Genomic DNA, 19,529 nt, shown 5'->3' on the forward strand with positions numbered 1-19,529 from the left:
GGGAGGGGCTGGGTGCCTCGATGGTTCGGTGCGTCGGCGGCGGTTTGGCGCGCCTCGCGGGCGATGCCGAGGTCATCGGGGGGCGTGAGGGGCTTTGACTTCCTCGCAGATACCTGCGGAGTTAGGTTCTGCGATCCCATGCCGTCAGCAGTTGGCCAGCATTGCGATAGTGAGTGCTTAGCGGCACGCGCGCTACTGAGAAACCTCAATGTGGCATTGGGTGCGTGGGATGGTGCGGATGCCACATTAGGTGCGTCGCAGCACCGGGCTCGGGGGTGAAGGAGCCTTCACGGGCGTCGAGCCGAGCCGGGAGTGTCCGAAGTGGACTGCCTAGTCGGTCTTCTCCGCGGCCAGGCGGGCGGCTTCGCGGCGGACTTCGGCTTGGGTTTCGCGTTCGCGTTGCAGCCAGGCGGGGTTCTCGGTCTTCAGGGCCTCGATCTGGTCCGTCGTCAGGGCTTCGGTGATGCCGCCCCGGGCGAGGCCGCCGATGGAGACTCCCAGTTTCGCTGCCACTACCGGGCGCGGGTGCGGGCCGTTGCGGCGGAGTTCGCGCAGCCATTCCGGCGGGTCGGTCTGCAGCGCGTTCAGTTCGTCGCGCGAGACGGCGCCCGCGCGGAATTCTGCGGGGGTCGCTTCGAGGTAGACGCCCAGCTTCTTCGCTGCCGTCGCCGGCTTCATGGTCTGGGGGGTCTTCTGCGCCGTCATGCCCACCAGCGTAACCGGCACCCCTTCGCCGGTAGCCTTGCCACGTGACAGGAGCCGACCAGCCCTCGGCGTTCCGGCTCGCCTACGTTCCGGGTGCGACCCCCGCGAAGTGGGTCCGGATCTGGGGCGAACGCCATCCCGAAGTGCCGCTTGACCTGGTCGCGGTCACCGCTGCCGAGGCCGCTGACGTCGTTCGCGAGGGCGGGGTGGACGCGGCTTTGCTGCGGCTGTCCGACGACCGCGAGGGCCTGCACGCGATCCCGCTCTACACCGAGACCACGGTGGTCGTCGTCCCCAAGGATCACCTGGTCGCGGCTGCCGACGAGGTGTCCATCGCCGACCTCGCGGACGAGCTCGTGCTGCATCCGCTCGACGACTCGCTCGGGTGGGACCGCCTGCCCGGCAAGCCCGCGCTTGAGCGGCCGGAGACTACTGGCGACGCGATCGAGCTGGTGGCCGCGGGCGTCGGCGTGCTGATGGTGCCGCAGTCGCTCGCCCGGCTGCACCATCGTCGCGACCTCACTTACCGGCCGGTCGAGGACGCGCCGCAGTCACGCGTCGCGTTGTCCTGGCCGGAGGGCGAGACCAGCGACCTGGTGGAGCAGTTCATCGGCATCGTTCGCGGGCGCACGGTGAACAGCACCCGCGGGCGGCAGGAAACGCAGGCGAAGACGGGCAAGGCACCTGCCAGGAAGAAGCAGCGCGAACCGGACCGCCGCCGGAACGTGCCCAAGTCCGGCGGACGCGGTAAGCCTCGCCGTCGTCGTTGACTCAAAGGGAGCAGCCGTGGATCTCGGTCTGAAGGGCAAATGCGCGGTCGTCACGGGGGCCAACCGCGGGATCGGCCTGGCGGTTGCCGAGGTGCTCGCGGCGGAGGGAGCGAACCTCGCGCTCGTCGCCCGGGACGCTGAAGCGCTTGCCGCTGCGGCGGAAAGCGTCGGCAGGCACGGCACGAAGGTGGCGGCGGTGGCCGCGGACACCACCGACGACGCTGCGGTCGCGGCGATGGCGGAGCGGGTCAAGGCGGAGTTCGGGGCGGCGGACGTCCTGGTCAACTGCGCGGCTCCGGCGTCGAGCGGGGTCCGGACGCCGCTCGACGACCTGCGCGACGAGGACCTGCGCCTCGAGATCGAGACCAAGGTGCTCGGTTACCTGCGGTGCGCCCGCGCGCTCGCGCCGGGGATGCGGGAGCGCGGCTGGGGCCGGATCGTGAACGTCAGCGGGCTCAACGCGCGGCTGGCCGGTTCGACATTCGGTTCGATCCGCAACGTCGCGGTCGCGGCGATGACCAAGAATCTCGCGGACGAGCTGGGGCCGCAGGGAATCACCGTGACAGTCGTGCATCCGGGGTACACGGTCACCGAGCGGACGCCGGAGAAGTTCGCCGAAATCGCCGCGGCACGCGGGATTTCGGTGGCGGAGCTGGAAAAGGGCCTCACCGCCGGGGTGAGCATCGGGCGGTTGGTGACGGCGGCCGAGGTGGCGGACGTCGTGGCGTTCCTGGCGTCCCCGCGCAGCGTGGCGATCAACGGAGACGCCATCGCGGTCGGCGGCGGCGTCCCCGGCCAGATCTACTACTGAACGACCTGGAGTTCGCTCCGGGATTGCGTCGTCGAGCGCGGGTAGCCGAGACGACCCTTGGCCGCGGCGAGCACTCTCAGCGCGGCTGCGGCGAACACGGCGAACAGCAGGTGCTCGGCGAGTTTCGGGTCCGCGCTCGGGAACACGAAGCTGATCGCGATGGCTGGACGGCGTCAGCACGACGGGGACCGCGAAGAGCGCGAGTGTGTACCACCTCCAGCGCAGCAACCGGCCACCCCCGCCCGCAGTCCGGGGCGGAAGGAACGCGTCGCGCGGGTCGCCGAGTTCATGGAAGCCCTGAACCGGATAGCCGACGGCGGGACGGCGATCGATCCGGAAATGGTGGCGCAGCTGCTGACCCGGACGCGCGCGGATTCCGGACTCGAACGGCTCAGCCGGCGGGAACGGGATGTGCTGGCACTCATGGCGGAAGGACTGGGAAACGGCACCATTGCCGAACGATTGGTGGTGACCGACGGCGCGGTCCACAAGCATAACCGCGGCATTTTCGCGAAACTGGGCCGGACGGCAGTGCTGATCGGCCGATGACCGCGGTTCTGCGGTATTTGGAGGAAGCCAGGCGTTGATTCTTCGCGCGATTCTGGACGGAGCGGTGCGCACCCGGCGGCAAGCGGCCTGAGGCAATCAGCGCAGGCGGAGACAGCACCGGACGAGCCGACCCGGGCCGGTCGGGACGCGGTACCGCGGGTCTCCCGCCCAGGGGCGAAATGGGCAGCGCTCACCGAGGTTCGGCAGCCTGAAATTCACCCGGACGAGTGCAGTATCGACCGCACAAACCGGTGACCCCGAAGTGGCTCAGTGCCCTCCGCCCGACCGGATGCGGGCGCGCGAAAACCGCACCGGGGTTGACCGGTGCTGAGACGTCCAGCGGAGACGCCGCCGGTTACTTGGTCGAGCCGGGCTTCTTGCCCTCGTCCGCTCCGCCCTGGGGAACGTCCTCTTCGGACCAGTCCAGCCCGGCTTCGGCGACCACGCCGTCGAAAATCGGGGTGGCCACGGCCTGTTCCGCGCTCATGACGCGCTCACCACGTCGATGATCGCGTCCGCCGAGATCCACTGCGGATTCGCGTCTCTTGCCTGGCCGTCGACCTGGACCGGGACCCAGGTGACCGCGGTGGCGTCGTCGGTGACCGGGGCCCCGGTGACCACCCCGCGCCGGCACAGCTGACGCCTGCCGGTGCGCTGGCCGACCAGGTAGGTGACCCGGTGCCCGGTGGACAGTTCCGCCCGGTGCTGTTCGCCGTCCATGTGTGTTCCTCCCTGCACGCTGCCCTGGTGGGCGGCGCTCGCTTCATCGACGCGACTCGCTCCCCTCGCGCCGATGACGCACTCCCGGTCCGTGATCTGGGTCACGTCGACACAACCGCCGCCGCGCAGGCAACCGCCGCATCGAAGGAACCTCGACCACTGACAGTCATCCCTCTATACCCAAAGTAACAGGGACAGTGGCGTATCTGGTATGTGACCCGGCGATACACTCGCGCGGATGACGTCCTCAGGTACTCCGCCCGACGGGCGGGCCACCCGGTGGGCAGGGCAGCGCGAACGCCGGCGCCGGGAGTTCGTGGAAGCCGGAATGCGCGCGATCGCCCGGTACGGGCCGGAGGTGTCCACCGAGCAGATCGCCGACGAGGCCGGCGTCGCTCGCACGCGCATTTACAAGCATTTCGCCGACGCCGCCGATCTGCAGCGCGCTATCGCCTTGCGCGCGGCGGAAATGATCGGCGCGCAATTCGCGCCGCTGTGGGGAGTTTCCGGCACTCCGCGCGAAATCGTGTACGCGACGATCGGCGCGCATATCGAATGGATTTCCGAACACCGCGAGCTTTACCACTATCTGATGCGGCAGTCGGTGACCGGGCCGCGCGACGTCGTCGCGGACGTGAAAACCGCGATCGCCCAGCAGCTGACCGTGCTGTTCGAGTACTACCTCGGCCTGTTCGGCGCGGACCAGCGAGTCGGGGAGACCATCGCCTACGGACTGGTCGGGCTCGTCGAATCCAGCACCGCGCGCTGGCTCGACGCCCCGCGCGGCATCGACCGCGAGGACCTGCGCCAGCTGCTGGCCCGCTGGGTCTGGTCGATCCTCGACGACACCCTGCGCACGGTCGGCGTCGCGCTCAACCCGGATTCGCCGTTGTCCGACCTGGACTACCGCATCCTCGACTGACAAAAAGGCCTCCCCGCGGCGCGTGACCGCGGGGAGGCCTCGAAACGAAGACGAGCGAGAGCGTCAGGCCTTCCGGCCGACCCCGCCCGCGATGCACTCCTGGACCTGGTTCAGCGGCTGGTAGCGAGGGCCGTCCGGCCACCAGTCGTCGCACAGCACCAGGCCGGGCTCGACGAGTTCGGTGCCGCCGAACATCCGCGCGATCTCGTCGTAGGTGCGGAAGAGACCGCTGCCCATCGGGCTGTGCGTGAACTTCTCCTCCATCTGCCGGGCGATCTGGCTGTGCTCCGGCGTCTGCGGGTCGAGGAAGTGCGCGATGACCACGAACGATCCGGACGGCAGCGCGTCCACGTAGGTCTGCATCATCTCGGCGTAGTCGTCGCCGAGGTAGTGGTGCAGGGTTCCGTTGTGCAGCAACGCGATCGGCTGGGTCCAGTCGAGGAACTCGCGCGCGGTCTCGTTCTGCAGGATCTGCTCGGGCTTGAAGATGTCCGCGTCGATGAAGCGGGTGTTCTCGTTCTCCTCGAGCAGCGCGCGGCCGTGCGCGAGCACCACCGGGTCGTTGTCCACGTACAGCACGCGCGCCTCGGGGATGATCCGCTGCACGACCTGGTGCGTGTTCTCCGCGGTGGGCAGGCCAGACCCGCAGTCGAGGTACTGCGTGATCCTGCCCTGGGTGGCGAGGAACCGGCAGGCGCGGATCAGGAAGTTGCGGTTGGCCCAGGCGAGGTCGTTGACCTGGGGGGCCACGGTCCGCACCTGGTCGAGGACCCTGCGGTCGATCTCGTAGTTGTTCGTGCCGTTCAGCGCGGCGTCGTACACCCGGGCAATGCTCGCTCGCGTGATATCGACCCCGACCGGGTGCGAACTGGGCGATTCGACGGCCTCGGTCATTTCTGGCGTCACCTCGGATGTGTCGGACGTCTCTTCGGGCCTACTCACCGTAGACCGTCCGGGCTGTCAAGCGACCGCCAGGAGGAGGACAACCGGAGTGGGTGACAGATTCTTGATTCATTCCAGAAAATGCGGCAGACTCCGGGGCATGCCGACGACCACGGACTTCGAGCAGCTGCTGCGCGGAGTGCAGTTGCGGATCACGCGCCCAAGGCTGGCCGTGCTCTCCGCGGTGCACGCCAACGCGCACGCGGACACCGAATCCGTCATCGGCATGGTGCGCGCGGATCTCGGCGAGGTGTCCCACCAGGCCGTTTACGACGTGCTGCGCGCGCTGACCGAGGCGGGTCTGCTGCGGCGCATCCAGCCGCCCGGTTCGGTCGCGCGGTACGAGGCCCGGGTTGGCGACAACCACCACCACGTCGTGTGCCGCTCGTGCGGCGCCATCGAGGACGTCGACTGCGCGGTCGGGGAAGCGCCTTGCCTGACCGCGTCCGAAGCACACGGTTTCGTCATCGACGAGGCCGAGGTCGTCTACTGGGGCCGATGCCCCGCCTGTTCGACGGCAGCAAACTGATTCCTGATTTCCGGAAGGATTCCCGTGTCTGACACCCCGAACGCCGAAGTCGGCGAGATGAATGAGGAGACCGCTGGCGGGTGCCCGGTCCACACGGGCCGCTTCGCGCACCCGACCGAGGGCGGCAGCAGCCGTGACTGGTGGCCGAACCAGCTCAACCTGAAGATCCTCCGGAAGCATCCCGCCGTGGCGGACCCGATGGACGACGGCTTCGACTACGCCAAGGAGTTCCAGAGCCTCGACCTCGACGAGGTCGCCCGCGACGTCGACGCGGTGCTGACCGACTCCAAGGAGTGGTGGCCCGCGGACTTCGGCAACTACGGCCCGCTGTTCATCCGGATGGCCTGGCACAGCGCCGGCACCTACCGGATCGACGACGGCCGCGGCGGGGCCGGCGCCGGGCAGCAGCGGTTCGCGCCGCTGAACAGCTGGCCGGACAACGGGAACCTCGACAAGGCGCGCCGTCTGCTGTGGCCGGTCAAGAAGAAGTACGGCAAGAAGATCTCGTGGGCCGACCTGATGATCTTCGCCGGCAACCGCGCGCTCGAGACCATGGGCTTCAAGACCTTCGGCTTCGCCGGCGGCCGCGCCGACGTGTGGGAGCCGGACGAGGACGTCTACTGGGGCCCGGAGCGCACCTGGCTCGGCGACGAGCGCTACTCGGGCGACCGCGAGCTGGAGAACCCGCTGGCCGCGGTCCAGATGGGCCTCATCTACGTGAACCCGGAAGGCCCGAACGGCAACCCGGACCCGATCGCCGCGGCGCGCGACATCCGCGAGACGTTCGGCCGGATGGCGATGAACGACGAGGAGACCGTCGCCCTCATCGCGGGCGGGCACACCTTCGGCAAGACGCACGGCGCGGCCGACGCGGACAAGTTCGTCGGCGCGGAGCCGGAGGGCGCCCCGATCGAGCAGATGGGCCTCGGCTGGAAGAACAGCTTCGGCAGCGGCAAGGGCCGGGACGCCGTCACGAGCGGGCTGGAGGTCACCTGGACCCCCACCCCGACCAAGTGGAGCAACTGGTTCTTCCACAACCTGTTCACCTACGAGTGGGAGCTGACCAAGAGCCCGGCCGGCGCGCACCAGTGGAAGCCGAAGAACAACGCCGCCGCGAACACCGTGCCGGACCCGGAGACCGGTGAGCTCAACCGGGCGCCGAGCATGCTGACCACCGACCTGGCGCTGCGCTTCGACCCGATCTACGAGCCGATTTCGCGCCGGTTCTACGAGAACCCGGACGAGTTCGCGGACGCCTTCGCCCGCGCCTGGTTCAAGCTCACCCACCGCGACATGGGCCCGATCCAGCGCTACCTCGGCCCGCTGGTGCCGCAGGAGGAGCTGATCTGGCAGGACCCGGTCCCGGCCGTCGACCACGAGCTGGTCAACGACGCGGACGTCGCGGACCTCAAGGCGAAGATCCTCGAATCCGGCCTGACGGTTTCGCAGCTGGTGTCCACCGCGTGGGCGTCGGCGTCGACCTACCGGCACAGCGACAAGCGCGGCGGCGCGAACGGCGCCCGCATCCGCCTCGAGCCGCAGCGCGGCTGGGAGGTCAACGAGCCGGACGAGCTGGCTCAGGTGCTGCGCACGCTCGAGGGCGTCCAGGAAGCGTTCAACAGCGCGCAGACCGGCGGCAAGAAGATCTCGCTCGCCGACCTGATCGTGCTGGCCGGCGCGGCGGGCGTCGAGAAGGCGGCGAAGGACGGCGGGGTCGACATCACCGTTCCGTTCACGCCGGGCCGCACCGACGCTTCGCAGGAGCAGACCGACGTCGAGTCGTTCGCGCCGCTCGAGCCGAAGGCCGACGGGTTCCGCAACTACCGCGGCAAGGCCAACCGGCTGCCGTCGGAGTACCTGCTGGTCGACAAGGCGAACCTGCTCAACCTGAGCGCGCCGGAGATGACCGTGCTGGTCGGCGGCCTGCGGGTGCTGGGCGCGAACTACCAGAACTCGGCCCACGGCGTCTTCACCGACCGGCCGGGCACGCTGACGAACGACTTCTTCGTCAACCTGCTCGACATGGGCACCGAGTGGAAGCCGGCCGACGGCGAGGGCCCGAACGCGGAGTCCTTCGAGGGCCGCGATCTCGCCACCGGCGAGGTCAAGTGGACCGGGACCCGCAACGACCTGGTGTTCGGCTCGAACTCCGAACTGCGCGCCGTCGCCGAGGTCTACGGCTGCGACGACGCCAAGGAGAAGTTCGTGCGCGACTTCGTCGCCGCGTGGCACAAGGTCATGAACAACGACCGGTACGACCTGGTCTGAGTTTCCTGATCCGCTGAACAAGGGCTCCTTGCGGGAATTCCCGCAAGGAGCCCTTTGCCGTTGCTCGGGTCGTTGCCCGGGTCAGCTCTGGACGAGCTTGCCCATCGCGTTGACCTCGTCGACGTCGCCGGTGTTGAAGAACGACCACGGCACGGTCACGAAACCGTCCGCGCCCCAGCCGGATCCCCAGCTGTTCTCGATCTTCACGCCCTGGTCGTTGTAGGCCACGATGGTCACCTCGTGGCCGCCGACGACGGGGTCGCTGTTCGAGTCGCCGGGCAGGTACGAATAGTCGCTCGCGGTCGAGGCGTCCAGGTTCATGAAGCTCTGGTGCACGGTGAACCCGATCGCGACCGGCTCGCCCTGGGAAATGGCGTTCTCGATGTCGGATTTCGCCGCGTCGCCGCTCGTCGACAATTGCGTGTAGCCGGACAGTTTGTAGTTCGCCGCATTCGCCCTTTCGTTCTGATCCGGCTGGGTGGTGTAGTCGAAATCGCCCTGCCAGTAGTCGGACTTCGTGTCGATGCCCTGCTGCTGTTCCATCGGCAGCGCGACGCTCGCCCAGGTGCCCTGGTCGTTGCCCTTGGCGATCTGGGAGTAAATGAACATAGGGGCCATCGGGCCGCCGCTGATGCCCTGCTCGTTCATCAGCACGCCGTAGCCGGTGTAGCCGGTCGCCCAGGTGACGCACGAGCCGACCTGGCCCTGGTCGCCGGGGGCGTTGGTGTACTGGGTGAGGTCGCCGCTGGACGGCAGTTCGGCCGTGGCGCGCTGGTGCACCGGGAGAGCGGAGTTCGCGTGGGCGTGCTTGCCCGCCTGCGCGGCTTTCAGCCCGGCGACGTTCAGTCCGAGGCCGTGCTTGAGGTGCTGCGGGTGGTGCTGGGCCGCGGCCGCGGAGGCAGGGGTCGCGCCCATCGCCGCGGCGAGGCCGGCCGCGGCGAGCAGGGAAACGAGTGCGGACGTTTTTCTGATCTGCATTCTGATGCTCCTTGTGGACATGCAGAAAAAGAATTCGGAAAGGGTGGGGAGGTGGATCCGACCACTGCAAAGGTAGATCGGCGAAAATTTCCGGGGAACCTACGAAAGGAGGGACCGCATCAAGTGTGGAATTGAGGCGAATCGATCAAGCGGACATTGCGCCCGTTATCGCCGCTATTCCGGCGAACTGGTCCATGGTGGACACTGGAGGAACCGCTGTTTCCGGCGCGATCCGATCCGCTCAGTCGGGCAACGGGGTCGTGCGCGCGCCGTTGAGGAGGGCGTCGATCGCCCATCGGGAACGCATGTCTCCGTTGCCGGAGAACAGGTTCGCGCTCGCCGCGGCGATGTTCGGATGCGTTTCGGGCGAGAGGCCGCGGACGGTTTCGGCGAGCGCGTCGTGCTTGCGTTCCGTCTCTGGCCGGTCCTTGCGGCTGCTGTGCTCGACCGCGCTGGCGGTGGCGACGAGCAGCAGCAGGTCGACCGTCCACGCGGCGGGCCCGGACGGCACCCCGGCTTCGGCGAGCAGGCCGAGCACGGTGTCGACGATGGCGAGGTAATTCGGCCCGTTCAGCGGGGTCACGAGCGCGACGCGGGCGAGCCCGGGGTGGGCGTACAGGACGTCGCGGTAGGTGGACAGGACTGTCCACAAGCGACTGCGCCAGTCGGCCTCGGCGGCACTGTCGGTGGTGGGGACTTCGCCGAGGAGTTCGTCGAGCACCGCGGCGTGGAGTTCGTCGGTGTCGCGGACGTAGACGTAGAGCGAGGCCGGGCCGGTGTCCAGTTCCTTCGCGAGCCGCCGCATGGTGACGCGCTCGGCCCCTTCGCGGCGCACGACGTCGAGAGCGGCCGCGACGATGCCTTCGCGGCTCAGCGCGGGCTTGGCGGGACGTTCCCGGCGGTTGTAGCCACTCGCGGTCATCCGCCCATGGTATGCGCACGCCGCCCGAACGGTCTGGACCTTGACCGGTCTGCTCGGCGAGCACGCTGAGCAGGACGCGCACGCGACGGGATATCGCCGATATGCCGGGCGGCTTCGGACGCGGTTTCCTAGGCTGGACCTCGTGTGGGAGACAGCGAAGGACCGGTTGCGGGGCCGGCTGGCGGACGGCTTGGCCCGGTCCGGGCTCACGCTGCCCTGGTGGGTGCCGCTGGGGACGACCGCCTTCACGGTGAGCGGGCTGGTCGTCGCGGTGGGGCAGCGGGTCGGACCCGCGCTGCCGGCGGCGATCGCGGGGTTTCTGCTGGCCACGTCGTCGACGCTGCTGTGGGTGTGCACCGGCAGGCTCGCGCCGTCGTGGCTGAAGGCGCTCGGGATGCTCGCCGGGATCGGGCTGTTGCTGGCCTATCCGGTCGTGCCGGACTTCGCGCCGATGCCGTTGGCCGTGCTCACCGGCGAACTGGGGTCGATCGCGTCGGCGCGGGTCGCGTTCGCGGCGACCGGCGGGGCCGCTGCCGTGCTCGGGGCCGCCGCGTTGACGGTCGGGCTCGTCGGATTCCCGGTGTATCTGCTGGCGGTGCTGGTCGGGTTGGCCGCCGGGTTCATGCTGCGCTGGTACGTGCGCGCGCTGGACGCCGAGCGCGGCAAGCAGGAAGCCGTGCGGGAACAGGCGCGGCTCGGCGAGCGCCAGCGGATCGCGCGCGAGGTGCACGACGTCGTCGCGCATTCGCTGAGCATCACGTTGCTGCACGTCACGGGCGCGCGGCACGGGTTGCGCACGGATCGCGACGTCGACGAGGCCGTCGCGGCGCTCACCGAGGCGGAGCGGATCGGGCGGGCTGCGATGGCGGACATCCGGCGCACGGTTGGATTGCTCGCGCAGGAGTCGTCGGGAACGCGGCCGTTGCCCGGTGCGGGCGACATCGCGGACCTGGTGGCCGAAACGTGCGCGGCCGGGTTGGTCGCGGACTACGAACTGGAGGGCGACGTGGCCGCGGTCGGCGCCACGGTGGGGTTGGGGCTCTACCGGATCGCCCAGGAGTCGCTGGCGAACGTGGTCAAACATGCTCGGGGGGAGAAAGCATTGGTACGGCTGGAGATAGGTTCCGCGGACGCCCGATTGACTGTCCGCAATGGACACAACGGTGCGGCGCGCAACGAGGGCGGCTCGGGGTTGGCGGGCATGACGGCGCGGGCGGACCAGCTGGGTGCGCGGCTGTCTGCCGGGCCCGAGGGCGGCGAGTGGGTAGTCGACGTGACCGTTCCGCTGGCGCGCGGGGCCGCGTCGTGACCGCTGCCTCCGGGGAACTGCGGGTATTGCTGGTTGACGATCAGGAGCTGGTGCGGTCCGGATTGCGGCTGATCCTGCGCCGCCGCGACGGGTTCGTGGTGGTGGGGGAGTGCGCGGACGGCGACGAGGTCCCGGCCGCGCTCGAAGCGGCCGGCGGGGTCGACAGCGTCGATGCCGTGGTGATGGACCTGCGGATGAAGCGCGTCGACGGCATCGAGGCGACGCGGCGGCTGCGCGCGTCCGGCCCGCGTCCGCCGGTGCTCGCGCTGACCACGTTCGACGACGACGAACTGCTCGCCGGAGTGCTGCGCGCGGGCGCGGTCGGATATGTGCTGAAGGATTCGCCCGCGGAGGACCTGATCCGCGCCGTGCGAGCGGTCGCGATGGGCGAAGCGTGGCTTGACCCGGCGGTCACCGGCCGCGTGCTCACCACCTATCGTGCGGCGGCATCTGATCGCCCGGCGATGCCGTCCGGGTTGCTGACACCGCGCGAGCTGGACGTGCTGACGGCGGTGGCTCGGGGTCTGACGGATGCGGAGATCGCCGGAACACTGGGGATTTCCGCGAGCGCGGTCGAGGCGCATTTCGAGCGCGTGTGCGCGAAACTCCGCCTCCGCGACCGGGCAGCGGCCATCGTCTACGCCTTCGACCACGGCCTGGTCACCCCGGGCGCGGCCCCGGCTCCGGCTGGCCCGGACGCGTTGCGGTTCAGCGTGCTCGGCCCGTTGCAGGCCTGGCGGGGGCCGAACCTGCTCGACCTGGGCCCGGTGCGGCAACAGGCGCTGCTGGCGGCGCTCGTCCTGCGGCCTGGCGAGACGGTCAGCCCCGGAGAACTGCTCGACGGCGTGTGGGGGCTGGAACCGCCCGGGACCGGTGGCCGGGTGGTTCCGGTCTACGTGCACCGACTACGGAAATGTCTGCGTGGGGCTGGTGAAAGGACGGAAGACTCGGTTATCGGCAGCGATCGCGGCGGATACCGCTTTGCCGCGGAGCGAGCGCACCTGGATGTCACCGAGCTGACCGACCGGATCGCGGAAGCCTCGACCGCCAGCCACGGCGGCGACCCGGCGGCGGCTGTCGAGGCTTACGCCGGTGCGCTGGCCCTGTTCCACGGCGAGCCGTTGGCCGGATTGCCCGGACCGTTCGCCGAGGGAGAGCGCGTGCGGCTGACCGAACGTCGGCTGACGTTGGTGCAGGAGAAGGCCTTGCTGCAGCTGAAGTTAGGCCGGACCGACGATGTGGTCCACGAGCTGTCGGCGTTGCTGGCGGTGCATCCGCACCGCGAACCGTTGGCGGTGCTGCTGATGCGGGCGCTCCACGGCGGCGGCCGGCGGGCTGATGCGCTGGCGGTGCATCGGCGGATGCGGGAACGGCTGCGGACGGACCTGGGGGTGGAGCCGGGCGCGGAGCTGGACCGGGAACTGCGGGTGGTGCTCAGCTCGGACCGGGCTCCCTCGTGAGCGAGCACGGGACGCTGCACCATGTCGAGTTGTGGGTGCCGGACCTCGGCCGCGCGGCGGCATCGCTGGGATGGCTGCTGGAAGAGCTGGGATATCAGCCGTTCCAGAACTGGGCCGCCGGACGCAGCTGGCGGCTCGGGCCGACATATCTCGTGGTCGAGCAATCCCCGGCGCTGACTGGGGATCGGCACGACCGCTGTCGGCCGGGGCTGAACCACCTGGCGTTCCACGTCGAGGACGCGGCGACGGTCGAGCGGTTGGCTGCCGACGCCGCCCGGCATGGGTGGCGGCTGATGTTTCCGGAGAAGCATCCCCATGCGGGCGGTGCGGAGCACTATGCCGCGTACTTGGAGAACACCGACGGCTTCGAGGTCGAACTCGTCGCGGCGGAAGCGGTCACGTCTGCTGAGCAGTGCTGACCGGAGTGCGCGGGCGGTGCTGGCCCGGGTACTGAGCATCCGGCGAAGCAGGATCCGAGTCTGAGTACTGCGAATCCGCCGGATACTGCGACTCCGACGACCTCGGGTACTGCGAGCTCGACGACGGATACCGCGAATCCGACGAAGAAGCCGAACTGGAGTCCCCAGAACCAGACTTCGAAGCTTCGCTGAGCTTCGTCATCAGCTGCGTAGCCGCCTCCAGCCCCTGGGTCACCGAAGTGATCAGCTGCAGCAGATTGTCCGAGTCCGACAGCAAAACGCCGAGCTTCTGCGCGATCTGCCCGCCGTACTGGGTAGCGATCGCCACCGCCTGCGGGATCGCCGCCGCGATGCTCGCGCCGAAAGTCGCCTGCGCGGCGGCGAACGCCTGCGTCATCAGCTGGATGATCTGCCCGACAGCCTCCGAAATGAGGCCGCCGACCTCCTGCTGCGCCTTCGCGACGACCTTCCCCGCGCCGGTAGCCGCCTTGGCCATCGCGATGCCCGCTTGACCGACCGCCTCGACGCAGTCCGCGTGCTGCGAACTGTTGTCGCGATAGCTCGAGGCCGAAGAACCGCTCCATCCCGACGTTTCCGGACCAGCCGACTGCCGGTAATCCTCCGCGACGGACGACACTTGCTGGCCGCTGCCCTCCATGTCCTGCGAGTGCGAAGACACGGAATCTGGGTTGCCCTGCAACTGCTTCAACGGTTCTTCCAGGAACCGCACCAGTTCGGTGATCATCCCGAACCCGGCGGACGTCAAGGCGGCGAGCGGGTCCTGCGACGCGCCGAGCAGGTCGAGCGCGGTGGTGGCCCCGCCGAGTCCGGCGGACACCCAGTCGTGGTTCTCGACCGCCTTGGTGGTGGTTTTCAGGTCTGCGAGCAGCTGGCCGGAATCGGTCACGGCAGGTCCTTCCCGGGCAGCGAGGCCGCGTTGCCCCGGTCGCGACGCTCGTAGCTTTCCGCCGCCTGAGCGAGATTCGCGCTCACCTTGTCCACAGTGGACGAAGCGTGCGAGACGGCGTCATTGGTCTTGGCGACCGCCGACTGCAGGCCCGCGGTGAGGAACTGCACGAAGACGCCGAGTGCCTGGTCGCCGAGCCCGGAGGGGGCGCTGCGGGCGACATTGCCGAGCCGGTCGGCCAGGTCGCCGACGGTGGCCGCGTGCCGGCGCAGTTGCGCGGGGTCGACCTCGAACCCGGCGGTCACGAGATGATCCCCGGGTTCGCGAAGTAGTCGTCCTCCTGGCGCGGCGCGGCCGGAGCGGTCTCGACCGGCAGGTTGTCGCGGACGAGCTGGAGCGCGGGGCCGTCGCCGACGTAGTCGGTCATGATGTCCACGACCTGTGCGCCGGCCTGGCGGTGCGCGTCGTGCACGGTCGCCAGGATGAGCCGGGCGAGTGCGTCGGCTTCCAGCGCGCGGGCGGCGGGGCTCAGCCGGAGATCGGTCAGCGCGCCGCTCGGGCCCACCTCGACCTCGACCTCGCCGCGCGGGGACGCGGCACGGCCGCCGACGCGGCTGAGGCTCGCGCTCGCTGCCTCCGCGTTCGCCCGCATCCGGGACAGGTTTTTCTGGTACTCGGCGAGCCAGGCCGCCGAATCTTGGATCGGCACGGAAGGTCCTCCGGTCGTTTTCGGTGCGGTCATCGCGGCCGTCGCGCGACAGTGGCCAGCTCGCCGAGGGCGAAGCGCAGATCGGCCGGGCGCAGCGAGTTCACGCTGATCCAGCCGTCGCGCGCGGGGTTGATCCGGACGCGGCCGCGCGGACCGTCCATCCAGGACAGTTCGCGGCCTTCCCGGGTGCGCCCGTCGCGGGTCGCGCCGAGCTGGCCGCGGCCGGTCAGCGGGACGACCAGCCCGACGAGGCTGTCCAGCGCCGCCGGGTCGCCGCCGCTGTCGCGGACGAGGTCGCGCAGCCGGTGCGCACGGGAGGTGTCGTCCTCGTCGTCGTCGAGTGCCATCGCCTCCTTGACCGCGTGCGCGGGCAGCGTGACCGGCATCGTCCGAGCCGCCTCCGCCTTTGGGATTTCCGCGAGCACGGCGTCCACCAGCGCGGTCTCGTCCACGCGGCGCACCGACAACGTGTCCGCCTCGAGCCGCTGGCGGCAGATCAGCGCCGACGACTGGTAGACGAGTGCGGTGACGGCGGTCGCCCCCTCGGCGTCCGCCACCACCAAATCAACGATGCCGCGGCGTTCGCGCAGTGCGGTCACGGCTTCCGCGGCGAGGCCGTCCGGCCCGGATTCGTCCGCGAGGCCGCGCACCCGCAGCGCGTGCGCGGCGGTGGCGAACAGGATCTCGCGTTCGCCGTCGATCCGGCCGTAGGACGGCACCCGCAACGGAAACGGCCAGCTCGCCCCCGCGTGCGCGGCCAGCAGGTCGGCCTCGACGAGTCCGATGTGGACGGTCTCGTCGCCGGTGCGCGGCGGCAGCACGGCGGTCATTCGGCTTGCCGTTCGAGTCGCTGGAACGCTTCCCGCACCCCGGATTCGTGTTCCTGGTAACGCCGGATGCCGGCCCGCAGCGCCTCGTGGAACCCGGTCAGCTCGGTGTCCGCCGCGCCCAGTTCGCCGGTGAGCCCGGCGTGTCCGGCGGCCTCGCGCAGCCGCTGCGCCAGATGCAGTGCGGGCGGCGCGGTGCCGAGCTGCGGGAGCCGGTCGGCGAGCCGTCCCGCCGAACCGACGAGTTCCCCGGTCTGCTCGCCGAGTCTGCCCAGCGCGGCGACCTGCCGGTCCAGTGCGTTCGGGGCGACCTCGTGGCCGGTCATCGAATGCTCCTGTCGTTCTGGTCAGTCACAGCCCGATCACCGGGCTGATGGTCTTGTCTTCGGGGTTGAGGAGCGGCTGGTCGAGCACCGGCATCTTGTTCTTGTGCTCCTCTTCTTCCTCCTCCGAGGCGTTCGCGCCGCGGCCGGGCATCATGCCGTTGCCGTTGGCCGCGCGAGCCGCGGCCATCTCCGCCATCGCGGCGTTGCGGGCGAGCATCGCGCCTTCCATGCCGAGCGCGGAGCGAAACCCGACAGACAGCCCTGATTCGACCGGGGTCGCGGTGGTCAGCGCGCCCCACGGCATGCCGCTGCCCGCGCCGGTCCCGGCACCTGCTCCGCCGAGCGGACCGACGTAGCTCGACGCACTGGTCGACTCGTCCGCGCCGTAGGAATCCGCGGTCGTCGCCCCGGCGGGCGGCGGATTGATGGCGCGCGAACTCTTGTGCAGGCTGGCTTCGTAGCGCTGCATCACGTGCACCGCTTCGGCTTTCTGTTCGGCCGCGGCGACATTCGCGGCGAACAGGCTGGCCCCGCCGCCCGCGACCGCGCCGATCGCCGCCCCCATCAACGCACCCGGACCGGCTCCGATGCCGCCCGCCCCGGCCCCGAGGATTCCGCCGATGACCGCGCCCGCACCCGCTCCGGCCGCCGCGGCGGCGACTGCGCCCCCAGTCGGGTCGCCTGGCGGTTTCGGCATGGTGTTGCGCGCGACGGCGAGCGAATCGCCGGCGTTCTGGGCGGCGCCGCCGACGGTCCCGGCGCGGTCGCCGATCCCGGACGCGCGCTCGCCGAGCGCACCCAGCCGTCCGGAAGCGCGTTCGGCCGCCTGTCCGCTCCAGTTCTCGTGCAGCGTCCCCTGCTGCTCCTTGAGCGAATCGGCGTGTGCGCGCATTTCCGAACCGTGCCGCTGCCATTCGGCCGCGACCGTGCTGACGTCGCCGACGTCGGCCTTGTCCCATAGCATCTGGTACAGCTGCTGGTGCGTGTAGGCGTTCCAATTGGTGCCGCCGGGCGGGATCGGGGCCCCGAAGTAGCCCTCCCACACGTTGCGCAGCGCGGACACCACTGGTGTGGCCAGGTCGCCGAGCGGCCCCGCCTTGTCGAGTCCCGCGAGTGCCGAGTCCGCCAGGTTCTCCACCCCGGCCGACGCGGCGTCGACCACTGATCCGGATTCGCCGGTCATACCCCCACCTTCGCCTCTGCCCGGCCAGCTGGCGCCGGGCACTCGCGCACGGTAAGGGGCGGCGATGAAATCACGATGAAAGCTGTGATCACCGGGGCGGGACGAGGTCTCCGCTCTCGATCCGGGCCGCGGTGCGGGCGAGCCAGGCGGCGTCGTGCTCGAGCCGGGAAACCAGGAAATGCACCTCGATCATGTGCATTTCCGGCAAAGCGGCGTTGTTGAGCGTCGCGGAGAGCTCGTGGTGCTGGTCTCGGACCCGTTCGGCCCGGTCGCGCAGCAGGGTCACCGCGCGCTCCGGCGGCAGCGCGCCGAGGTAGGCGAGTGCGATCAGGAACCGGGAGTCGAGATTCGGGTCGGCGTCGCGCAGCTGCCGTTCGATCCGTTCGCGGAAATCGGCGAGACCCGCTTCGGTCAGCCGCACCGGCTGCGGGTCGCCGTCGCCGTCCGGCTCGACGAGGCCGTTCCGGGTCAGCGTGCCGACCAGCGTGTACACGGTCGACGTCTTCGGGTTCAGGAACGGATAACGCGTGCGGAGTTCGCGCAGGAGCGCGTACTGGTGGCGCGGGGTTTCCACGAGCAGGCCCAGCATCGGCAGCACGAGCGGGTTGTCGAGAGCGTTCGTCGGCACCGGATCAGGGTAGCGGATGTTAGTCGTATACGAGTACTGTTGCTCGTATACGACTACTGGAGGGATGTCCGTGATCACCTTTGGCGTGTGGCCCGGCGTGGTCGGCAAGGATCTGGTGCGGCTGGAAACCTTCATCGACGCGCCGCCGGAGGACGTCGAACGGACCGCGGAAGCGTTGCGGGACCTCGCGGAGGGCACGCAGCGGTTCTATGTGCGGTGCTATCGCAGCTATCGCGGCGCGCACGAGCCGACGCCGCCGGACCCGGTGCCGTACCTCGGCGACGGACGGGTGGTCGACTACGTGCTCGGCTACAGCAGTCCGGAGGTCGATCCGGACGGGTTCTCCGCTGCGGTGCGCGCCGCGGTTCGCGAGGTCGTCGAGCTGGGCGGCGGGAAACTGCAGGTCTGCGAAGAGGTCAACGTGGCCGCGCCGCTGGACGGCGGCAGCCCTGGTTGTTACGAAGCGCTCGGGTCCGGGCTCGCAGCGGCGCTCGACGAGCGGGCGCGGCTCGGGGCCGACGTGGCGATCGGGTTCAACGCCGCGGTCGCGCTGCCCGGCGATCCATTCTGGGCCGAGGTGCGCACAGCGGTGGACCCCCAGGTGCTGGCCCGGCTGGATTTCCTTGGCCTGGACTTCTTTCCGGACGTCTTCCGTCCCGTGCCCGCCGACGCGTTGGCCGGTGCGGTGACGCACGTCGTGCGGTCGTTTCGCGAATCCGCGTCGGCGATCGGGATCCCGTCGGGAGTGCCGATGCACATCACTGAGACCGGTTGGCCGACTGGCCCGGAGAATTCGGAGGAGCACCAGGTTCGGGTGATGGAATCCGTTGCGCGCACGGTCTTCGGGCTGGCTTCTGAGGTCGGGGTGGACACATACGAGATTTTCGGGCTGCGGGACGGGCTGTCGAGCGGTCCGCGAGAAAATAGGTTCGGGCTGTTGCGGGACGACTATTCCGCGAAACCGGTGTACGAGACGGTGAAACGGCTGATCGCCGAATATTCTTTCTGACCGCGAAAGGTGGACATTCCGCCGCGTGCCGTACCCGTTTGGTGTCATCTGGCCTCTGGCCGCAGGGAAGGCGAGGCCCGATCCTGGACCGTTGAAAGACGTCAAGGGCAACGAGGTCGGTTCCGCGTGGTTCACCGCCGACAGCCGTTCGCGCGCCGTCTGGGTCGAGGTGTACCTCACCGGTCATTTCACGCCCGGATTCCACGGCATGCACGTTCACGAAAAGGGAAACTGCACTGTCGGCGCCCCGAAAAACCCGTTCACCGCGGCCGGCGGCCACCTGATGCCGATGGACCCCCGCACCGGACTGCCGATCGGGCAGTTGCCGTCGGTGCTCGTGCGGGCGAACGGCCGCGGGTACACGAAGTTCGTGCTGGACACCTACACCTTGGACCACCTGTTCGGTCCTGACGGGACCTCGATCATCGTGCACTCGAAGTCCGACAATTTCGCGAACATTCCCGCTGATCGCTACCGCGTTTGCAACGGTCCGAAAGCACCGGTGCCGGACGAAAAAACCAAGGCGACCGGCGACGCTGGCTCCCAGTTCGCGTGCGGCGTGATCACCCGCGACGAGAACTGAGTCCTTTGTGGACGCGGGTTGGGCAAGATTCGTGAGGGGGACTCTGCTTCCCG

Annotated in this window: 25 protein-coding genes; 11 read left to right on the top strand and 14 right to left on the bottom strand. The window is 69.6% G+C overall.

Annotation, left to right across the window (positions count from 1 at the left end; all coding sequences use genetic code 11):
* Positions 1-330: 330 nt before the first annotated feature.
* The gene (locus H5411_RS42040) at positions 331-705 is read right to left on the bottom strand and encodes a DUF5997 family protein (RefSeq protein WP_183127157.1); all 375 of its coding nucleotides are present in this window, start codon (positions 703-705) and stop codon (positions 331-333) included.
* Between the two features lie 44 nt (positions 706-749).
* Between H5411_RS42040 and H5411_RS42045 the strand changes: the two genes are divergently transcribed.
* Both H5411_RS42045 and H5411_RS42050 read left to right on the top strand, forming a co-directional pair.
* The gene (locus H5411_RS42045) at positions 750-1,475 is read left to right on the top strand and encodes a LysR family substrate-binding domain-containing protein (RefSeq protein WP_183127159.1); all 726 of its coding nucleotides are present in this window, start codon (positions 750-752) and stop codon (positions 1,473-1,475) included.
* Between the two features lie 16 nt (positions 1,476-1,491).
* Complete coding sequence (locus H5411_RS42050) at positions 1,492-2,286, top strand: SDR family NAD(P)-dependent oxidoreductase (RefSeq protein WP_183127161.1); 795 nt, start codon at positions 1,492-1,494, stop codon at positions 2,284-2,286.
* On the opposite strand, the gene H5411_RS42055 is transcribed toward H5411_RS42050, so the two are convergent.
* Entirely contained in the window at positions 2,280-2,432 is a 153-nt protein-coding gene (locus H5411_RS42055; protein WP_183127163.1) for a hypothetical protein, read from the bottom strand. The genes H5411_RS42050 and H5411_RS42055 overlap by 7 nt on opposite strands.
* Positions 2,433-2,445: 13 nt before the next feature.
* Between H5411_RS42055 and H5411_RS42060 the strand changes: the two genes are divergently transcribed.
* Positions 2,446-2,835, top strand: a complete 390-nt coding sequence (locus H5411_RS42060) for a response regulator transcription factor (RefSeq protein ID WP_246370240.1) — start codon at positions 2,446-2,448, stop codon at positions 2,833-2,835.
* A gap of 355 nt (positions 2,836-3,190) precedes the next feature.
* Here H5411_RS42060 and H5411_RS48705 read toward each other — a convergent pair whose 3' ends face one another.
* Positions 3,191-3,322, bottom strand: coding sequence for a hypothetical protein (locus H5411_RS48705; protein WP_279629989.1), 132 nt, complete (start codon positions 3,320-3,322; stop codon positions 3,191-3,193).
* Positions 3,319-3,555 (bottom strand): hypothetical protein, encoded by a 237-nt coding sequence (locus H5411_RS42065; protein ID WP_101435512.1) that lies wholly within the window; start codon positions 3,553-3,555, stop codon positions 3,319-3,321. Before H5411_RS42065 ends, H5411_RS48705 begins: the two co-directional genes overlap by 4 nt.
* A gap of 238 nt (positions 3,556-3,793) precedes the next feature.
* Here H5411_RS42065 and H5411_RS42070 point away from each other — a divergent pair, with 238 nt between their 5' ends.
* On the top strand, positions 3,794-4,477 hold the full coding sequence (locus tag H5411_RS42070; RefSeq protein ID WP_101435511.1) for a TetR/AcrR family transcriptional regulator: 684 nt from the start codon (positions 3,794-3,796) through the stop codon (positions 4,475-4,477).
* Between the two features lie 63 nt (positions 4,478-4,540).
* Here H5411_RS42070 and H5411_RS42075 read toward each other — a convergent pair whose 3' ends face one another.
* The gene (locus tag H5411_RS42075; protein WP_101435510.1) at positions 4,541-5,371 is read right to left on the bottom strand and encodes an SAM-dependent methyltransferase; all 831 of its coding nucleotides are present in this window, start codon (positions 5,369-5,371) and stop codon (positions 4,541-4,543) included.
* 148 nt (positions 5,372-5,519) lie between these two features.
* Between H5411_RS42075 and H5411_RS42080 the strand changes: the two genes are divergently transcribed.
* Entirely contained in the window at positions 5,520-5,948 is a 429-nt protein-coding gene (locus H5411_RS42080) for a Fur family transcriptional regulator (protein WP_009073531.1), read from the top strand.
* 24 nt (positions 5,949-5,972) lie between these two features.
* Positions 5,973-8,216: a catalase/peroxidase HPI gene (gene katG / locus H5411_RS42085; protein WP_101435509.1), complete on the top strand. Its 2,244-nt coding sequence runs from the start codon at positions 5,973-5,975 to the stop codon at positions 8,214-8,216.
* Between the two features lie 81 nt (positions 8,217-8,297).
* Here the strand turns inward: katG and H5411_RS42090 are convergent, their stop codons facing one another.
* Together H5411_RS42090 and H5411_RS42095 are read right to left on the bottom strand one after the other, a co-directional pair.
* Entirely contained in the window at positions 8,298-9,194 is an 897-nt protein-coding gene (locus tag H5411_RS42090) for a C1 family peptidase (RefSeq protein ID WP_101435508.1), read from the bottom strand.
* Between the two features lie 241 nt (positions 9,195-9,435).
* Entirely contained in the window at positions 9,436-10,116 is a 681-nt protein-coding gene (locus H5411_RS42095; RefSeq protein WP_101435507.1) for a TetR/AcrR family transcriptional regulator, read from the bottom strand.
* 142 nt (positions 10,117-10,258) lie between these two features.
* Between H5411_RS42095 and H5411_RS42100 the strand changes: the two genes are divergently transcribed.
* From H5411_RS42100 to H5411_RS42110, 3 genes are read left to right on the top strand one after another with little or no spacing between them, the layout of a single operon-like run.
* Positions 10,259-11,425 (top strand): sensor histidine kinase, encoded by a 1,167-nt coding sequence (locus H5411_RS42100; protein WP_183127165.1) that lies wholly within the window; start codon positions 10,259-10,261, stop codon positions 11,423-11,425.
* Entirely contained in the window at positions 11,422-12,885 is a 1,464-nt protein-coding gene (locus tag H5411_RS42105) for a BTAD domain-containing putative transcriptional regulator (protein ID WP_183127166.1), read from the top strand. Before H5411_RS42100 ends, H5411_RS42105 begins: the two co-directional genes overlap by 4 nt.
* Entirely contained in the window at positions 12,882-13,304 is a 423-nt protein-coding gene (locus H5411_RS42110; RefSeq protein ID WP_183127167.1) for a VOC family protein, read from the top strand. Before H5411_RS42105 ends, H5411_RS42110 begins: the two co-directional genes overlap by 4 nt.
* Here H5411_RS42110 and H5411_RS42115 read toward each other — a convergent pair.
* The 7 genes from H5411_RS42115 to H5411_RS42145 form a co-directional block, all read right to left on the bottom strand.
* A complete protein-coding gene (locus tag H5411_RS42115) occupies positions 13,282-14,211 on the bottom strand; it encodes a hypothetical protein (protein WP_183127169.1) in 930 nt (309 codons plus the stop codon). The genes H5411_RS42110 and H5411_RS42115 overlap by 23 nt on opposite strands.
* On the bottom strand, positions 14,208-14,516 hold the full coding sequence (locus H5411_RS42120) for a type VII secretion target (protein WP_183127171.1): 309 nt from the start codon (positions 14,514-14,516) through the stop codon (positions 14,208-14,210). Before H5411_RS42120 ends, H5411_RS42115 begins: the two co-directional genes overlap by 4 nt.
* On the bottom strand, positions 14,513-14,920 hold the full coding sequence (locus tag H5411_RS42125) for a YbaB/EbfC family nucleoid-associated protein (RefSeq protein WP_312878727.1): 408 nt from the start codon (positions 14,918-14,920) through the stop codon (positions 14,513-14,515). The genes H5411_RS42120 and H5411_RS42125 overlap by 4 nt, the downstream gene beginning before the upstream one ends.
* A 29-nt stretch (positions 14,921-14,949) precedes the next feature.
* Complete coding sequence (locus H5411_RS42130; protein WP_183127175.1) at positions 14,950-15,750, bottom strand: ESX secretion-associated protein EspG; 801 nt, start codon at positions 15,748-15,750, stop codon at positions 14,950-14,952.
* Positions 15,747-16,073 carry a hypothetical protein gene (locus tag H5411_RS42135; protein WP_101435499.1) on the bottom strand — a complete coding sequence of 109 codons (327 nt, stop codon included), beginning with the start codon at positions 16,071-16,073 and terminating at the stop codon, positions 15,747-15,749. The genes H5411_RS42130 and H5411_RS42135 overlap by 4 nt, the downstream gene beginning before the upstream one ends.
* A gap of 25 nt (positions 16,074-16,098) precedes the next feature.
* The gene (locus tag H5411_RS42140; RefSeq protein ID WP_183127177.1) at positions 16,099-17,256 is read right to left on the bottom strand and encodes a WXG100 family type VII secretion target; all 1,158 of its coding nucleotides are present in this window, start codon (positions 17,254-17,256) and stop codon (positions 16,099-16,101) included.
* Between the two features lie 88 nt (positions 17,257-17,344).
* Positions 17,345-17,884 carry a PadR family transcriptional regulator gene (locus tag H5411_RS42145; protein WP_312878728.1) on the bottom strand — a complete coding sequence of 180 codons (540 nt, stop codon included), beginning with the start codon at positions 17,882-17,884 and terminating at the stop codon, positions 17,345-17,347.
* A gap of 70 nt (positions 17,885-17,954) precedes the next feature.
* On the opposite strand from H5411_RS42145, the gene H5411_RS42150 reads away from it, so the two are divergent.
* A complete protein-coding gene (locus H5411_RS42150; RefSeq protein ID WP_101440747.1) occupies positions 17,955-18,893 on the top strand; it encodes a hypothetical protein in 939 nt (312 codons plus the stop codon).
* 91 nt (positions 18,894-18,984) lie between these two features.
* A complete protein-coding gene (locus tag H5411_RS42155) occupies positions 18,985-19,476 on the top strand; it encodes a superoxide dismutase family protein (RefSeq protein WP_183127179.1) in 492 nt (163 codons plus the stop codon).
* The last annotated feature ends 53 nt before the right edge of the window (positions 19,477-19,529 follow it).

Origin of the sequence: Amycolatopsis echigonensis, from assembly GCF_014174495.1 — a bacterium.
Lineage (GTDB): Bacteria > Actinomycetota > Actinomycetes > Mycobacteriales > Pseudonocardiaceae > Amycolatopsis > Amycolatopsis echigonensis.

Coding starts and splice junctions, on each gene's coding strand:
- H5411_RS42040 (WP_183127157.1), bottom strand. CDS start 705: ATGACGGCGCAGAAGACCCCCCAGACCATGAAGCCGGCGACGGCAGCG.
- H5411_RS42060 (WP_246370240.1), top strand. CDS start 2,446: ATGGCTGGACGGCGTCAGCACGACGGGGACCGCGAAGAGCGCGAGTGT.
- H5411_RS48705 (WP_279629989.1), bottom strand. CDS start 3,322: ATGAGCGCGGAACAGGCCGTGGCCACCCCGATTTTCGACGGCGTGGTC.
- H5411_RS42065 (WP_101435512.1), bottom strand. CDS start 3,555: ATGGACGGCGAACAGCACCGGGCGGAACTGTCCACCGGGCACCGGGTC.
- H5411_RS42070 (WP_101435511.1), top strand. CDS start 3,794: ATGACGTCCTCAGGTACTCCGCCCGACGGGCGGGCCACCCGGTGGGCA.
- H5411_RS42075 (WP_101435510.1), bottom strand. CDS start 5,371: ATGACCGAGGCCGTCGAATCGCCCAGTTCGCACCCGGTCGGGGTCGAT.
- H5411_RS42080 (WP_009073531.1), top strand. CDS start 5,520: ATGCCGACGACCACGGACTTCGAGCAGCTGCTGCGCGGAGTGCAGTTG.
- H5411_RS42090 (WP_101435508.1), bottom strand. CDS start 9,194: ATGCAGATCAGAAAAACGTCCGCACTCGTTTCCCTGCTCGCCGCGGCC.
- H5411_RS42095 (WP_101435507.1), bottom strand. CDS start 10,116: ATGACCGCGAGTGGCTACAACCGCCGGGAACGTCCCGCCAAGCCCGCG.
- H5411_RS42130 (WP_183127175.1), bottom strand. CDS start 15,750: ATGACCGCCGTGCTGCCGCCGCGCACCGGCGACGAGACCGTCCACATC.
- H5411_RS42135 (WP_101435499.1), bottom strand. CDS start 16,073: ATGACCGGCCACGAGGTCGCCCCGAACGCACTGGACCGGCAGGTCGCC.
- H5411_RS42140 (WP_183127177.1), bottom strand. CDS start 17,256: ATGACCGGCGAATCCGGATCAGTGGTCGACGCCGCGTCGGCCGGGGTG.